This is a genomic window from Pseudomonas sp. R2-7-07 (assembly GCF_003852355.1).
Classification (GTDB): Bacteria; Pseudomonadota; Gammaproteobacteria; order Pseudomonadales; family Pseudomonadaceae; genus Aquipseudomonas.
Genome location: NZ_CP027759.1, coordinates 5,333,137 through 5,348,114, shown reverse-complemented (window position 1 = coordinate 5,348,114; position 14,978 = coordinate 5,333,137). Strand labels below are relative to the sequence as shown.

Below are 14,978 nucleotides of genomic sequence, written 5' to 3'. Positions count from 1 at the left end.
GCTGTTTAAGGGCGTTGTGCCCCTGTAGGAGCGAGCTTGCTCGCGAAAAACCCGAGGGCGCCGCGTGAAATCAGGATACCGCGTTATCGTTAACGTTTTTCGCGAGCAAGCGCGCTCCTGCAGGGGACGGCTTAATACAAATCTACCGGGTCTACATCCAGCGACCATCGCACTTGCCGGCCGCTGGGCATTTGCTCCAGGGCAAGCAACCAGCTACTTAATAGCCGATGCAGCGGTGCGCGGGACGTTGCCTGCAAGAGTAACTGCGCCCGATAGCGCCCGGCGCGGCGCTCCATCGGTGCCGGCACCGGGCCGAGCAGTTCGATGCCGCTCAGACCCAGTTCGGCGAGCAAACGTTCGGCGGCGCTGCAGGCTTCGTCGAGAAAACCTTCAGCCTGGCCCGGTTTATGCGCCTCGGCGCGCAGCAGTGCCAGGTGCGAAAACGGCGGCAGCCCGGCGGCGCGGCGTTCGCTCAATGCCTGCTCGGCGAAGGCAAAGTAACCTTGCTCGGTCAGTTGAATCAGTAGCGGGTGGTCGGCCAGGTGTGTCTGGATAATCACCCGGCCCGGCTCTTCGGCGCGCCCGGCGCGGCCGGCGACCTGCACGATCAACTGCGCCATGCGCTCGCTGGCGCGGAAGTCGCCGGAGAATAAACCACCGTCGGCATCCAGGATCGACACCAGGGTCACCCGTGGGAAGTGATGCCCTTTGGCGAGCATTTGCGTGCCAACCAGAATGCACGGCTGGCCTTTCTGGATGGTGGCGAACAATTGGTTCATCGCGTCTTTGCGCGAGGTGCTGTCGCGGTCCACCCGCAGCACCGGGTAATCCGGGAACAGAATGCCCAGGCGCTCTTCGGCGCGCTCGGTGCCCGCGCCGACCGGGCGCAGGTCGACCTTGCCGCATTGCGGGCAGTGGCGCGGCACAGGCTCGACATGGCCGCAGTGATGGCAGCGCAGTTCGCCGTAGCGCTGGTGCACGGTCATGCGTGCATCGCAGCGTTCGCATTCGGACATCCAGCCACAGTCATGGCACAACAGCGTCGGCGCAAAGCCACGGCGATTGAGGAACACCAACACTTGCTGGCCGGCGGCGAGGGTCTGGCCGATGGCTTGCTGCATCGGGCCGGAAATACCGCTGTCCAGCGGACGGCTTTTTACATCCAGGCGCAGGAAACGCGGCTGCTTAGCGCCACCTGCGCGCTCATTCAGGCGTAGCAGGCCATATCGGCCGGTGTAGGCGTTATGCAGGCTTTCCAGGGAAGGCGTGGCCGAGCCGAGCACAATCGGGATGTCTTCCTGGCGTGCGCGTACCAGCGCCAGGTCGCGGGCGTGGTAACGCAGGCCTTCCTGCTGTTTATAGGAGCCGTCGTGTTCTTCATCGATGATGATCAGCCCCGGATTTTTCATCGGGGTAAACAGCGCCGAGCGGGTGCCGATGATGATGTCGGCTTCGCCGTCCCGCGCCGCCAGCCACGACTCCAGGCGCTCACGGTCGTTGACCGCCGAGTGCACCAGCGCGATGCGGGCGTTGAAGCGCTGTTCGAAACGCGCCAGGGTTTGCGGGCCGAGGTTGATCTCGGGGATCAGCACCAGCGCCTGTTTACCGGCTTGCAGGGTTTCGCGGATCAACTGCAAATAGACTTCGGTCTTGCCGCTGCCGGTAACGCCGGCCAGCAGGAACGCGTGGAAGCTGTCGAACCCGGCGCGGATCGCTTCATAGGCGGCGCGCTGTTCGGGGTTCAACGGCAGCTCCGGTTGCGCCAGCCAGTGTTCGTGGCGCGGGTCGGGGGCATGCTTGCGGATTTCCACCTGCACCAGGCCTTTGGCGAGCAACAGGTCGAGGCTGTCTTTGCTCAGCATCAGCTTGCTCAACAGCTGATGGGCGACGCCATGCGGGTGCTGGGCCAGGGTGGCCAGGGCTTCACGCTGGCGCGGGGCGCGGGCGATGCGCGGGTCATCCAGGCGAGCGCCGGGCGTCATCGACCAGAACCGCTCCTGGCGCGCTTCGGCCAGTTCGCCCTGGCGCAGCAGCACCGGCAGCGCCCAGCTCAAGGTATCGCCCAGGCTGTGCTGGTAATACTGCGCGGTCCACAGGCACAACTTGAACAGCGCGGGCGGCAGCGGCGGTGTGGCGTCGAGGATGGCGATGGCCGGCTTGAGTTTTTCGGCGGGCACTTCGCTGTGGTCGGCGACTTCCACCAGGATGCCGATCATCTCCCTGCGCCCGAACGGCACGCGCACGCGCATGCCTGGCTCCAGCTGCGCACGCGGCACGCCGGCCGGGGCCCGATAATCGAACAGGCGGCGCAGGGGCGAGGGCAGGGCTAGGCGCAAAATGGCGTCGGGCACGCGAGAAGTCTCATCTATAAAGGCAGGCGGTGGCGCAGGGGCGGGAGCCTAGCAGACCGACGGTGGAGGTGTCCCGTCTCTGCTGCAGGAAGGAGAGACTTGCGCAGGCGCCGGGATTTTCTGATGAAAGGGAGTACTCGGCCGTCACCGCCGCTTGCGCGATTGAAAAGGTCTGTTAGAATTCGCGGCCTAATTACGTGCGGTATTCGACAATAGTGTCGAGTGGCGGCACGCTAGCCCGAGGAAGTGCCATGAAAGCCGATATCCATCCAGCGTACGAAACCATTGAAGTCACCTGCAGCTGCGGCAACAAGTTCGAGACTCGTTCGAACCTGTGCAAGCCACTGGGTACTGACGTATGCAACGAGTGCCACCCGTTCTACACCGGTAAGCAGAAAACTCTGGACACCGGCGGCCGTGTACAGCGCTTCGCAGATCGCTTTGGTGCTTTCGGCAAGAAGCCTGCTGCTGCTACTCCAGCAGAGTAAGGCTCAAAGGCCTTATGGGCTTTTGCCAGCTGTTGAAAAAGGCGTCCCTTGTGGGCGCCTTTTTTGTGCCTGGGATTTGGTTCGGCGCAGCCCAGGCCCAGGTGTTTTGCCCGGCGCCGGCCTCCGTGGCGCGTGTAGAAGTACAGCGCGTGGTGGACGGCGACACCGTGCGCCTCAAGGATGGCCGCAGCGTGCGGCTGATCGGCCTCAACGCCCCGGAAACTGGCAAGAAGGGCCGCGCTGACGAGCCCTTTGCCATCGCCGCCCGCCAGCGCTTGCTAGCCTTGGTGAGCGCCAGTGGAGGACGCGTCGGGCTGGTGCCGGGTCGCGAGGCCAAGGATCGCTATGGGCGCACCCTGGCGCACCTTTACAGCGCCGACGGCAAGAACCTGGAAGCCCAATTACTGGCCGAGGGCCTGGGTTTTCAGGTGGGTGTCGCGCCCAACGTCGACCTCGTTGCCTGTCAGCAGGCCGCTGAGCACACGGCGCGCCAGGCAGGGCTGGGCCTGTGGCGGCAATCGCCGGTGCAAGGGGTGGCCCGGCTCAAGCAGTCCGGCTTCGCCCTGGTCAGCGGCCGTGTCAGCAAGATCGAACGCAATCGCGGCGGAATCTGGATCGAATTGCAGGGTTCACTGGTATTACGCGTTGCGCCCGATCTGGCCCATCAATTCGACACTGCCATGCTCAATGGTCTGCAAGGCAAGACAATCGAGGCGCGTGGCTGGGTTCAGGATCGCTCTCGGCGGAGTGGGCACAAAAACGACCAGGCACGCTGGCTGCTGCCGATCACCGATCCCGGCATGCTCAAATTAGCGCAATGATAAAAAATTGTAGACATTTTTTAAGTCGATTGTGAACAGTCAAGCCCTTGTATCCCGTGGCTTTAGACTAAAGTACGCCGTTGCAGGGCCTTGACACCTGTGACCGACCAGTCTTGTAGGGGCTTTACGACACGCGTATCCTCGGCGGTCCGTCGACCAACAGTAAAAGCGGAATGCCGATATGTCTGATTTGAAAACTGCCGCTCTCGAATACCATGCCAATCCTCGTCCAGGAAAGCTGAGTGTAGAGCTCACCAAAGCCACTGCCACCGCCCGCGACCTGTCGCTGGCCTACAGCCCTGGCGTTGCCGAGCCCGTACGTGAAATCGCCCGCGACCCCGAGCTGGCGTACAAGTACACCGGCAAGGGCAACCTGGTTGCAGTGATTTCTGATGGCACCGCGATCCTGGGCCTGGGTAACCTCGGCCCACTGGCTTCCAAGCCGGTCATGGAAGGTAAGGGCGTGCTGTTCAAGCGCTTTGCCGGCATCGACGTTTTCGACATCGAAGTCGACTCCGAAAGCCCGCAGGCCTTCATCGACACCGTCAAGCGCATTTCCATCACCTTCGGTGGCATCAACCTGGAAGACATCAAGGCACCTGAGTGCTTCGAGATCGAAAAGGCCCTGATCGAACAGTGCGACATCCCGGTATTCCACGATGACCAGCACGGCACCGCGATCGTTACTGCGGCCGGCATGATCAACGCCCTGGAAATCGCTGGCAAAACCCTGAGCGAGGCGAAAATCGTCTGCCTGGGCGCCGGTGCTGCGGCCATTTCCTGCATGAAGCTGATCATCAGCATGGGCGCCAAGCTGGAAAACATCTACATGGTCGACAGCAAGGGCGTGATCCAGTCCGAGCGCACCGACCTGAACCAGTACAAGGCGATGTTCGCCCACCCGTCCTCCAAGCGCACCCTGGCGGATGCCCTCGACGGTGCCGACGTGTTCGTCGGCCTGTCCGGCCCGAACCTGCTGAGCGCCGAAGGCCTGAAGTCGATGGCGCCGAACCCGATCGTGTTCGCGTGCTCCAACCCGGATCCGGAAATCTCCCCGGAACTGGCGCACGCCACCCGCAGCGACGTGATCATGGCCACCGGCCGTTCGGACTACCCGAACCAGGTCAACAACGTGTTGGGCTTCCCGTTCATCTTCCGTGGTGCCCTGGACGTTCGCGCCAAGCGCATCAACGAAGAGATGAAAGTAGCGGCCGCCAACGCCCTGCGTGAACTGGCCAAGCTGCCGGTGCCGCAGGATGTATGCGACGCTTACGGTGGCGCCAAGCTGGAATTCGGGCGTGAGTACATCATTCCCAAACCAATGGATAAGCGCCTGATCACCCTGATCTCCGATGCCGTGGCCAAGGCTGCCATCGAGACCGGTGTGGCAACCCTGCCGTATCCGAAGAACTACCCGCTCAAAAGCGTGGATGATGTGTTCAACGGCTAAGCCGTTGTAGCGCACCAACAAAAAGCCCCGGCTCTCGCGAGTCGGGGCTTTTTTGTGGCTGATCGTTCCCACGCTCCGCGTGGGAATGCACCCCGTGACGCTCCGCGTCACATGTGCTTGGCCACAAAGCCGTGCGCGCACCCTGGACGCAGAGCGTCCAAAGCGGCGTTCCCACGCGGAGCGTGGGAACGAGCGTCATCAGAACAGATCGATCGGCGCACCTTCATCTGCCGGCAGCGGGCTGCCCGGTGCAACCCCGTTGCCCAGCTCGTTGACCGACGGCGGCGTGTCTTCGCTCTTGAACAGTTCGAAGTAGGCGTTCGGCGTGCTTGGCGAGGCTGCGCGGCCGCTTACCGGGTCGATGCGCAGGCTGAGGATGCCTTCCGGTTCCGGCTGGGTGTGCAGCGGCTTGTCTTTCAGCGCCGCGCCCATGTAACTCATCCAGATCGGCAGCGCGACGGTGCCACCAAATTCGCGACGGCCCAGGCTTTCCGGCTGGTCGTAACCGGTCCATACGGTGGTCACATAGTCGCCGTTGTAGCCGGAGAACCAGGCATCCTTGGATTCGTTGGTGGTACCGGTCTTGCCGGCGATGTCCGCGCGGCCGAGGGCCAATGCGCGTCGGCCGGTACCCTTCTTGATCACGTCTTGCAGGATGCTGTTGAGGATATAGGTGGTGCGGCCGTCCACGATGCGCTCAGCCACTGCCGGTGCTTGCGGCTCGGCCGGCGCGGGGGTATTTGCTGCAGGCGTCGTGCTTGGGGTCGGCTCGATGGTGATGCCGCCGTTGCTAGGTGCGGCAAGACCATCGGTCGCCGCCACACCATTGACCACATCGCCGGGCACCCGTGGCGGGTTGGCAGTGAACAGGGTGTCGCCATTGCGGCTTTCGATCTTGTCGATCAGGTACGGCGAGATTTTGTAACCGCCGTTGGCAAAGGTGCTCCAGCCAGTGGCGATTTCCATCGGCGTGAGGGTGGCGGTACCCAGGGCCAGGGACAAGTTCGGCGGCAGGTCAGACTTGGCGAAGCCAAAGCGGGTCATGTAGTCGATGGTCTTGCCCACGCCCATTGCTTGCAGCAGGCGGATCGACACCAGGTTGCGCGACTTGTACAACGCCTCGCGAATGCGGATCGGGCCGAGGAAGGTGTTGGTGTCGTTCTTCGGGCGCCAGACTTTGTCCAGGTACTCATCGACAAACACGATCGGCGCGTCGTTGACCAGGCTGGCGGCGGTATAGCCGTTATCCAGCGCGGCACTGTAGACGAATGGCTTGAAGCTCGAGCCCGGCTGGCGCTTGGCCTGGGTGGCGCGGTTGTAGTTGCTCTGCTCGAAGGCGAAGCCGCCGACCAGGGAGCGGATCGCACCGTTTTGCGGGTCGAGGGACACCAGGGCGCCCTGGGCGACCGGGACCTGGCTGAATTTCAGGCTGTCATCCGCCTGGCGCTGCACGCGGATCAAATCGCCCACCTGCGCCACATCAGACGGCTGCTTGGGCATCGGGCCCATGCTGTTGGTATTCAGGAATGGGCGCGCCCATTTCATGCTGTCCCACGCCACATGCGCTTCGCCGGTGCGGGTCAGCACTTGCACGCCGTCTTTCTTCACCTGGGTGACGATGGCCGGCTCCAGGCCACTGATGGAGCGCTGTTTGCCCAGCTCGGTGGTCCAGGCGCTCAGGGTCTTGCCCGGCAGGCGCGATTCAGGGCCGCGATAGCCGTGGCGCTGGTCATAGGTGATCAGGCCTTCGTGCAGCGAATGGTTGGCAATTTCCTGCAAGTTGCTTGGCACGGTGGTAGTGACACGGAAACCCTCGGTGTAGGCCTCGCTGCCATACCGGCCGACCATCTCGGCACGCGCCATCTCGGCGATATACGGCGCATTCACTTCCGGCGTCGGCACGTGATAACTGGCGTTCAACGGTTCGGCCACCGCGCTTTCGTAAGCCGCCTGGTCGATCTTGCCCAGCTTGTACATGCGTCCCAGGATCCAATCGCGCCGCTCTTTGCTGCGCGCCGGGTTGGCCAAGGGGTTGAAGCGCGACGGCGCCTTGGGCAGGCCGGCAATCATCGCCATCTGCGCCAGGCTGGCATCACGAATCGACTTGCCGTAGTACACCTGGGAAGCCGCCTCAATGCCGTAGGCGCGGTTGCCCAGGTAAATCTTGTTGACGTACAGCTCGAGAATTTCATCCTTGGTCAGCTGACGTTCAATCTGCAGCGCCAGCAGGATCTCGGTGGCCTTGCGCGAAAAACTGCGCTCGCTGGTGAGGAAGAAGTTCTTCGCCACCTGCATGGTGATCGTGCTGCCGCCGGATTGAATGTGTCCGCTTTTTACCAACTGCGTGGCTGCGCGTACCAGGCTGCTGGGATCGACGCCGTAGTGGTTGGCGAAATTATCGTCTTCGGCCGACAGCAACGCGCTGATGAAATTGGGTGGAATGTCGGCGAAACGGATCGGGGTGCGGCGCATTTCGCCGAACTCCGCGATCAGTTTTTCATCGCTGCTGTAGACCCGCAAAGGAATCTGCAACTGGATACTTCTGAGAGCCTCTACGGACGGCAAACCCGGACTAAGGTAGAGGTAGGCCCCGCTGAGTACGAGCAGCAGCCCGCAGACGATCGCGACAATGGAGTACCCGAAAAACTTCAGCAGACGAATCAAGGCTTTTGGATTTCCAGAGAAATGAAAGAGTTATGCGTCGGGGCATGCATGGCAAACGATGGATCGACCCGGGCAGCAGATAAAAAGCGGGAAAAAACGCTGGGCATTAAAGCATTTTCGCCTTCGGGCGTCATTCGCGCGGCTCAAACAAGTCGACCGAATGCACGCTGCCCGGCGGCAATCAGGCGGTAAGACAGGCAAAGCTTTAGGGAGTTTTATGGGAAAGGGATTTTTCAGTCGCAAACTCGACGTCGTCCTCGGCGTTGACATCAATGACCAGGGTATCAAGCTGGTCGAGCTGGGCCGTTCGGCGCAGGGTTTCAGTATTCAAGGCTATGTCACGCAGGTATTGCCGGCACATGCGGTGGTCGATGGCACATTGCTTGACCTCGATGGCGTAGGGCGGACGCTGCACCAGGCATTAGCCCGCTTGCACAGTGGCACCAGGCACGCGGCCGTCGCGGTGGCGGGCCCTTCAGTCATTACGCGGGTGATCGAAATGGATACGGGCCTGGGCGACGAAGAGATGGCCTGGCAGATACAGATGGAGGCCGACCAGTACATTCCTTATCCTCTGGACGAGGTCGCCATCGATTTTCAGGTGCGCGGGCCGTCGCCCCAGGAAGCGGGGCGGGTCGAGGTGTTGCTGGTGGCGTGCCTGCGTGAGCAGGTCGAGGCCCGCGAGGCGGCGCTGGCCCTGGCCGGGCTGGTGACACAGGTAGTGGATGTCGAAGCGTTTGCATTGGAGCGCGCTTGCCGTCAGGATTTTGCCAGCTTCACGCCGGGTCATCGAGTCGATGGCGCACAATGGGCCGTCGATGCCCAGGGGATGGGAGTGGCTTGCGGGTTAGCCCTGAGGAGTTTCGCTGGATGACACGAATCAATCTTTTGCCCTGGCGCCGAGCACTGGCGGAGCGGCGCCGCAAATATTTCCTGGCACTGTTGCTTGTATTTGCCTGCCTGGCGCTCGCGGCGGTGTGGCTGGCTGACCAAGTGATCGACCAGGCGATAGACCGGCAGGTCACCCGCAATGTGCGCCTGAACGGGGACGTCGCCGTGCAGGACTCACGCATCAAGACCATCGACGACCTGCAGGAGCGAAGCCAGCAATTGGCGCAGCGCATGAAGGTCGTGCAGGACCTGCACGATGCGCGCTCTTCCGGTGCTCGGCTGTTCGATCAGTTGGCTCGTGCAATGCCCGATGGCGTTCATCTGCATGAAGTGGTCGCAAGTGGCGATACGATCAGCATCCGCGGCAGTGCCGACAGCAATCAGGATATCGCCCAGTTGATGCGTCGGTTGGAGGCGTCACAGGGTGGCCACTCCGCGCGGCTCGAGCGGGTGCGGGCAGAGGGCGAGCGCGGCGATCACGAGTTTCAGCTGATGGTGCGTCAGGGGGAAACCATCGAGGCGCAACCATGAGCCTGCCCAGGCTCGACTTTTCCGCGCTCTCCTACAACGCTGCAAAATGGCCCTGGCCTGGGAAGGCCCTGCTTGGCTGTGCGCTGGCCGGCCTGGTGCTGTTGCTTGGAGAGGGGGTTTACCTGGGGGCTTCGCGGGAGCGACTCCACGGCCTCGAGGCGCGGGAACAGGCGCTGCAAGCGCAGCTCGAAGAAAAAACCGGCTTGGCCGCCGAGCTTGAGGCGTACACCGAACAAGTCAGGGCGATGGAAGAGACTGTCGCGGGCCTTCAGGGGCAGCTGTCCGGTGAGTCCGCCGTGCCGGGCTTGCTGGAAGACATCGCTCGGCTGGCGGTTGCCAAAGGCGTCTGGATCGAGGGCGTCGCGGTGCTGGATGAGGCGTCGCTGCCGTTCCATGTCGAGCAGCCCTTGAAGATTGCCGCTACGGGGCCCTATCACGACTTGGCCGCGTTCGTCAGCGCCCTGGGCGGGTTGCAGCGCATCGTCACGGTGCATGACGTGGCGGTGCGGCCTGAAGGGCCATTGTTACGTCTTGACCTGCTGGCCAAGGCGTATCGAAGTGCGTCCCCAGGCGGCAGCGCCCATGCGGTCGTCCCGGCTCCGCGCTTTGTTTATGACTCATCATCCCTGCGCGACCCGTTTCAACGCCCTGCCTTGCAAGCGGAGCACACGCCTGGGCGAGCGGCCCTTGCTCCAGACCTCACTCGGCCTCGCGGGCCGCTGGAGGGCATCGCAATCGAGCAGTTCGCCATGGTCGGTACGCTGTCGGGCGGTGGACGGACCTACGCGCTATTGCGTGCCGGACCGACAGTGCATCGGCTGGCGGTTGGTGACTACCTCGGGCCGGATCATGGCCAGGTCATGTCCATCCAGGACAGTCATGTCGAGCTGATCGAGCGCTTTCCCGATGAACAGGGCCTCTGGCTGGAGCGCCCGCGAACCCTGGTACTGAACGTCAACTCATAACGGAATCAAACCATGAAAAGGATTTTCTCGTGCTTCGGTGTGGCGCTATGGATAGCGTTCACGGCGCCGAAGGCTGCTGCTGTACCCAATCGCCTTGGCCTGATCCACTTGCCGCCGCCCGAAAGCGCATCTTCGGTCGGCTACACCGGCGACAAGCTGAATCTCAACTTCCAGAACATCGATTTGCGCGCAGCGCTGCAGCAAATCGCCGATGTCGCAGGCCTTAACCTGGTGGCCGGTGACGAGGTGCAAGGTTCGATCACTCTGCGGCTCAAGGAGGTGCCTTGGGACCAGGCGCTGGACCTGGTGCTGCAAGCCAAGGGGTTGGACAAACGGGTGAAGGCCGGCGTATTGCTGGTGGCGCCTGCCGACGAATTGGCCGCTCGCGAACTGCTGACGTTGGAGGCGCGCAAGCAGATGGCTGAGCTGGCACCGTTACGCCGGGAGTTGCTGCAGGTCAATTATGCCAAGGCAGCGGACCTGGCCAAGCTGTTCCAGTCAGTGACCGGCTTTGAAGGCGCGACCGACGAGCGCGGCTCGGTGGCGGTCGACGACCGCACCAACAATATCATCGCCTACCAGACTGGAGAGCGGCTGGAAGAACTGCGGCGGATCGTGGCGCAGTTGGATGTGCCGGTGCGCCAGGTGATGATCGAGGCGCGCATCGTCGAGGCCAATGTCGATTACGACAAAGGCCTGGGCGCACGCTGGGGTGGGCGGCTCAATCGCGGCAATTGGAGCGCCGGCGGTATCCCCAAGCCCCAGGCGGACGGCGCGCAGCCACCAGAGAACCCGCCCAGCTCACCCTTCGTCGACCTGGGTTCGCTGACCGGCACCTCGGGCCTGGGACTGGCCTTTATCACCGACAACCTGCTGCTGGACCTTGAGCTGACCGCCATGGAAAAGTCCGGCAACGGCGAAATCGTCTCACAGCCCAAGGTGGTCACCTCGGACAAGGAAACCGCGCGCATCCTCAAGGGCACCGAGATCCCCTACCAGGAATCCACGTCCCAGGGCGCAACCTCGGTGTCGTTCAAGGAAGCCTCGCTGTCATTGGAGGTCACGCCGCAAATCACCCCCGACGATCATGTGATCATGGTGGTCAAGGTCACCAAGGACGAGCCCGACTATCTGAACAAGCTCAACGATGTTCCGCCGATCAAGAAAAACGAGGTCAATGCCAAGGTCCTGGTCAAGGATGGCGAGACCATTGTCATCGGCGGGGTTTTCTCCAATACCCAAAGCAAAGTGGTAGATAAAGTGCCATTTTTAGGCGATGTGCCGTATCTTGGCCGCCTTTTCCGGCGCGATGTGCGGGCGGAGAAAAAATCCGAGCTGCTGGTATTCCTGACTCCGCGTATCATGAATAACCAGGCGATTGCTGTGAGTCGTTGATTCTGTGCGAAATTTGATTCTTGTAGGGCCGATGGGGGCTGGAAAAAGCACCATCGGCCGTTTGCTGGCCAAAGAGCTGCGCCTGCCATTCAAAGATTCCGATAAGGAAATTGAATTGCGCACGGGTGCCAATATCCCATGGATCTTCGATAAGGAAGGCGAGCTGGGCTTTCGCGACCGCGAGCAGGCAATGATTGCCGAACTGTGCGGCTGCGATGGCGTGGTATTGGCCACCGGCGGTGGCGCGGTGATGCGCGATGAAAATCGCCGCGCCCTGCACGCCGGTGGTCGCGTGGTGTACCTGCATGCCTCGGTGGAGCAGCAGGTGGGCCGCACCGCCCGTGATCGCAATCGCCCGTTGCTGCGCACGGCCAACCCGGAAAAAACCTTGCGAGACCTGCTGGCGCTGCGCGATCCGCTGTATCGGGAAATCGCCGATCTGGTGGTGGAAACCGATGAACGGCCGCCGCGAATGGTGGTGGTCGACATTCTTGAGCGCCTGCAACGGCTACCACCCCGTTAAAGCCTGGCCGCAAATGCGCTATTCTCGGCGGCGCGCCATGACCTCGCGGGGTGTGGCGTAGAGCCATCAGGCAGCGTCTGATCCAGGCGTTACCGGTCGTCAAAATATCTTCAACGCGGGGACACATGCAGACACTTAAGGTCGATCTAGGCGAGCGCAGCTACCCGATCCATATTGGCGAAGGCCTGCTGGACCAGCCCGAGCTGCTCGCACCGCATATTGCCGGTCGGCAAGTGGCGATCATCTCCAACGAAACGGTGGCGCCGCTGTATCTTGAGCGTCTGAGCCGCAGCCTGGCGGCGTACTCGGTGATCTCGGTGATCCTGCCCGACGGCGAAGCCCACAAGAACTGGGAAACCCTGCAACTGATTTTCGATGGCCTGCTGAGCGCACGGCATGACCGCCGTACCACCGTGGTCGCCCTGGGCGGCGGTGTGATCGGTGACATGGCCGGCTTCGCGGCCGCCTGCTACCAGCGTGGCGTGGACTTTATCCAGGTGCCGACCACGCTGCTGTCCCAGGTCGATTCGTCAGTGGGCGGCAAGACCGGTATCAACCACCCGCTGGGCAAGAACATGGTCGGCGCGTTCTATCAGCCGCAGGCCGTGCTGATTGACACCGCAACCCTCAACACCCTGCCACCCCGCGAGCTGTCGGCGGGCCTGGCGGAAGTCATCAAGTACGGGCTTATCTGCGACGAGCCCTTCCTGACCTGGCTGGAAGAGCACATGGACGCCTTGCGCGCCCTCGACCAGGTGGCACTCACCGAAGCGATTTCCCGCTCCTGTGCGGCCAAGGCGTTGGTGGTGAATGCCGACGAACGGGAGTCCGGTGTACGGGCCACCCTGAACCTGGGCCACACCTTCGGCCATGCGATCGAAACGCACATGGGCTATGGTGTGTGGCTGCATGGGGAAGCCGTAGCGGCTGGCACCGTGATGGCATTGGAGATGTCGCAGCGCCTGGGCTGGATCAGCGTCCAGGAGCGTGATCGCGGTATCCGTCTGTTCCAGCGCGCCGGTTTACCGGTGATTCCGCCGTCTGAAATGACCGAGGCGGATTTCCTGGAACACATGGCGATAGACAAGAAAGTGATCGACGGTCGACTGCGACTGGTGCTGTTGCGCCACATGGGCGAAGCGGTGGTGACCGACGATTATCCGAAAGAGATTTTACAGGCCACGCTGGGAGCGGATTACCGCGCCCTGGCCCAGCTTAAAGGTTAATAAGATCCCGATGACTAGTTTGCATGCCGACGAGGCGTTCCTCGGCCACTACCACCTGAGCCACGACCCTTTCGCGCCTCGGGTGCCTGGTTTCAAATTCTTCCCTGCCCAGCGCAAGCCGGTACTGGGGCAATTGCACCATCTCGCGCGCTACAGCCAGTTGCTGCTGGTGGTGACGGGGCCGTTGGGCAGCGGCAAGACCTTGCTGCGCCAGGCGCTGGTTGCCAGTACCAACAAGCAATCGGTGCAGAGCGTCGTCGTCTCGGCCCGTGGTGCCGGTGATGCGGCGGGCGTGTTGCGCCAGGTGGCGCAAGCGTTGGACGTGGCCAACCCTGAGCCGAACGCGATTCTCAAACAGGTGGTGCAACTGGGCCTGACCGGCCAGGAAGTCTATCTGTTGGTGGATGACGCCGAGCAGCTCGACGAATCTGCCCTGGAAGCCTTGTTGGCGCTGGCGGCGGGTACCCCGGAAGGACGTCCCCATGTGTTCCTGTTTGGCGAGTCGTCGCTGATCGCCGATCTGGAGCAGATCAGCGGTGAGCAGGAGCTGTTCCACGTCATCGAATTGCAGCCGTATGAAGAAGAAGAGACCCGCGAATACCTGGCTCAACGTCTCGAGGGCGCGGGGGCGGGTATCGAACTTTTCTCCGCTGCGCAGATCTCTGATATTCACGAAAGCTCCGATGGCTGGCCTGGCAACATCAATCAGGTTGCCCGCGATGCAATGATCGAAGCCATGATTGCCAGCCGCTCTGCGGTCAAGCGTCCAAAGATGGGGTTCACTATGCCTAAGAAGCACGTATTGGCTATTTCTGCCGTTGTCGTGGTCGCTGTTGCCGCCGCCTGGTTGATCCCAGGCCGCAGCAAGGCACCAACAACTGCCGGCGCGCCAACCGAACAGGCGCAGTTGCCACTGGGCAAGCCCACGCCAAATGTCGAATTCGCCAACTCCGGCCAACCGACCAACCTGCCGATGGTCGGCCAACCTGTGATGCGCGGCCCGCTGGCCGAAGAAGCCGGTGGCATCTCCGAAGGCGACGACGGCGTGCCGGTGGAAGGCTCCAGCGCGACACCGCCAACCGTGACCACCACCGCGCCACCTGCGGGCGTGCCTGCCGGTACGCCAGCGACTCCCGTTGCACCGGTTGCGCCAGCTGCCAAGCCGACCCCGGCGCCGACGGTTGCCACAGCCAAGCCTGCGCCTGCGCCGGTGACCAAGCCCGCGCCAACGCCTGCTCCAGCGGCCAAGCCTGCGGAAAAACCGGCGGCCACCGTTGCCAAGGCCGGCGCTGCCGGCAGCAGCTGGTACAGCAGCCAGCCCACCGGCAACTTCGTGGTGCAGATACTCGGCACCAGCTCCGAGGCCAACGCCCAGGCGTTCGTCAAAGAGCAGGGCGGCCAGTATCGTTATTTCAAGAAAGTGCTCAACGGCAAGCCGCTGTATGTGATCACCTACGGCAGCTTCCCAAGCCGCGCCGCAGCCGATTCCGCCATCAAGGCCTTGCCAGCGAAGGTTCAGGCTGGTAAACCTTGGCCTCGCACTGTTGCCAGCGTTCAACAAGAACTGGCAACAACTCGCTGAAGATCCGGCGGCCTTACCCAGGCCGCCCTCCCGGCACCTCAAAAAACTACAACAGCGTGCAGCCCTGAAGGCCGCGCGCTTTGTGGTGTCT

11 protein-coding genes and 1 pseudogene are annotated in these 14,978 nt (G+C 62.5%); 10 read left to right on the top strand and 2 right to left on the bottom strand.

Annotated features, from left to right (window positions below; translation table 11 throughout):
• Positions 1-131: 131 nt before the first annotated feature.
• The gene (locus tag C4J86_RS24595; protein WP_124372120.1) at positions 132-2,351 is read right to left on the bottom strand and encodes a primosomal protein N'; all 2,220 of its coding nucleotides are present in this window, start codon (positions 2,349-2,351) and stop codon (positions 132-134) included.
• A gap of 251 nt (positions 2,352-2,602) precedes the next feature.
• Between C4J86_RS24595 and rpmE the strand changes: the two genes are divergently transcribed.
• From rpmE to C4J86_RS24580, 3 genes are all read left to right on the top strand, one after another.
• The gene (gene rpmE, locus C4J86_RS24590) at positions 2,603-2,839 is read left to right on the top strand and encodes a 50S ribosomal protein L31 (protein WP_003237330.1); all 237 of its coding nucleotides are present in this window, start codon (positions 2,603-2,605) and stop codon (positions 2,837-2,839) included.
• Positions 2,840-2,853: 14 nt separating this feature from the next.
• A complete protein-coding gene (locus C4J86_RS24585; protein ID WP_124372119.1) occupies positions 2,854-3,660 on the top strand; it encodes a thermonuclease family protein in 807 nt (268 codons plus the stop codon).
• A gap of 181 nt (positions 3,661-3,841) precedes the next feature.
• Positions 3,842-5,110 carry a malic enzyme-like NAD(P)-binding protein gene (locus tag C4J86_RS24580; RefSeq protein WP_124364741.1) on the top strand — a complete coding sequence of 423 codons (1,269 nt, stop codon included), beginning with the start codon at positions 3,842-3,844 and terminating at the stop codon, positions 5,108-5,110.
• A 198-nt stretch (positions 5,111-5,308) separates the two neighbouring features.
• Here the strand turns inward: C4J86_RS24580 and C4J86_RS24570 are convergent, their stop codons facing one another.
• On the bottom strand, positions 5,309-7,771 hold the full coding sequence (locus tag C4J86_RS24570) for a penicillin-binding protein 1A (RefSeq protein ID WP_372239272.1): 2,463 nt from the start codon (positions 7,769-7,771) through the stop codon (positions 5,309-5,311).
• A gap of 220 nt (positions 7,772-7,991) precedes the next feature.
• On the opposite strand from C4J86_RS24570, the gene pilM reads away from it, so the two are divergent.
• The 7 genes and pseudogenes from pilM (at position 7,992) to C4J86_RS24535 (ending at position 14,887) form a co-directional block, all read left to right on the top strand.
• On the top strand, positions 7,992-8,648 hold the full coding sequence (gene pilM / locus C4J86_RS24565; RefSeq protein ID WP_164487788.1) for a type IV pilus assembly protein PilM: 657 nt from the start codon (positions 7,992-7,994) through the stop codon (positions 8,646-8,648).
• On the top strand, positions 8,645-9,196 hold the full coding sequence (locus tag C4J86_RS24560) for a PilN domain-containing protein (protein WP_124372115.1): 552 nt from the start codon (positions 8,645-8,647) through the stop codon (positions 9,194-9,196). The genes pilM and C4J86_RS24560 overlap by 4 nt, the downstream gene beginning before the upstream one ends.
• The gene (locus tag C4J86_RS24555) at positions 9,193-10,161 is read left to right on the top strand and encodes a pilus assembly protein PilP (RefSeq protein WP_124372114.1); all 969 of its coding nucleotides are present in this window, start codon (positions 9,193-9,195) and stop codon (positions 10,159-10,161) included. Before C4J86_RS24560 ends, C4J86_RS24555 begins: the two co-directional genes overlap by 4 nt.
• A gap of 141 nt (positions 10,162-10,302) precedes the next feature.
• Positions 10,303-11,556 (top strand): annotated as a pseudogene (locus C4J86_RS24550) (type IV pilus secretin PilQ); the annotation flags it as partial.
• A 4-nt stretch (positions 11,557-11,560) separates the two neighbouring features.
• The gene (gene aroK, locus C4J86_RS24545; RefSeq protein WP_124372112.1) at positions 11,561-12,079 is read left to right on the top strand and encodes a shikimate kinase AroK; all 519 of its coding nucleotides are present in this window, start codon (positions 11,561-11,563) and stop codon (positions 12,077-12,079) included.
• A 125-nt stretch (positions 12,080-12,204) separates the two neighbouring features.
• Complete coding sequence (gene aroB, locus C4J86_RS24540) at positions 12,205-13,305, top strand: 3-dehydroquinate synthase (protein ID WP_124368632.1); 1,101 nt, start codon at positions 12,205-12,207, stop codon at positions 13,303-13,305.
• A gap of 10 nt (positions 13,306-13,315) precedes the next feature.
• Positions 13,316-14,887 (top strand): SPOR domain-containing protein, encoded by a 1,572-nt coding sequence (locus tag C4J86_RS24535; protein ID WP_124372111.1) that lies wholly within the window; start codon positions 13,316-13,318, stop codon positions 14,885-14,887.
• Positions 14,888-14,978 lie beyond the last annotated feature (91 nt).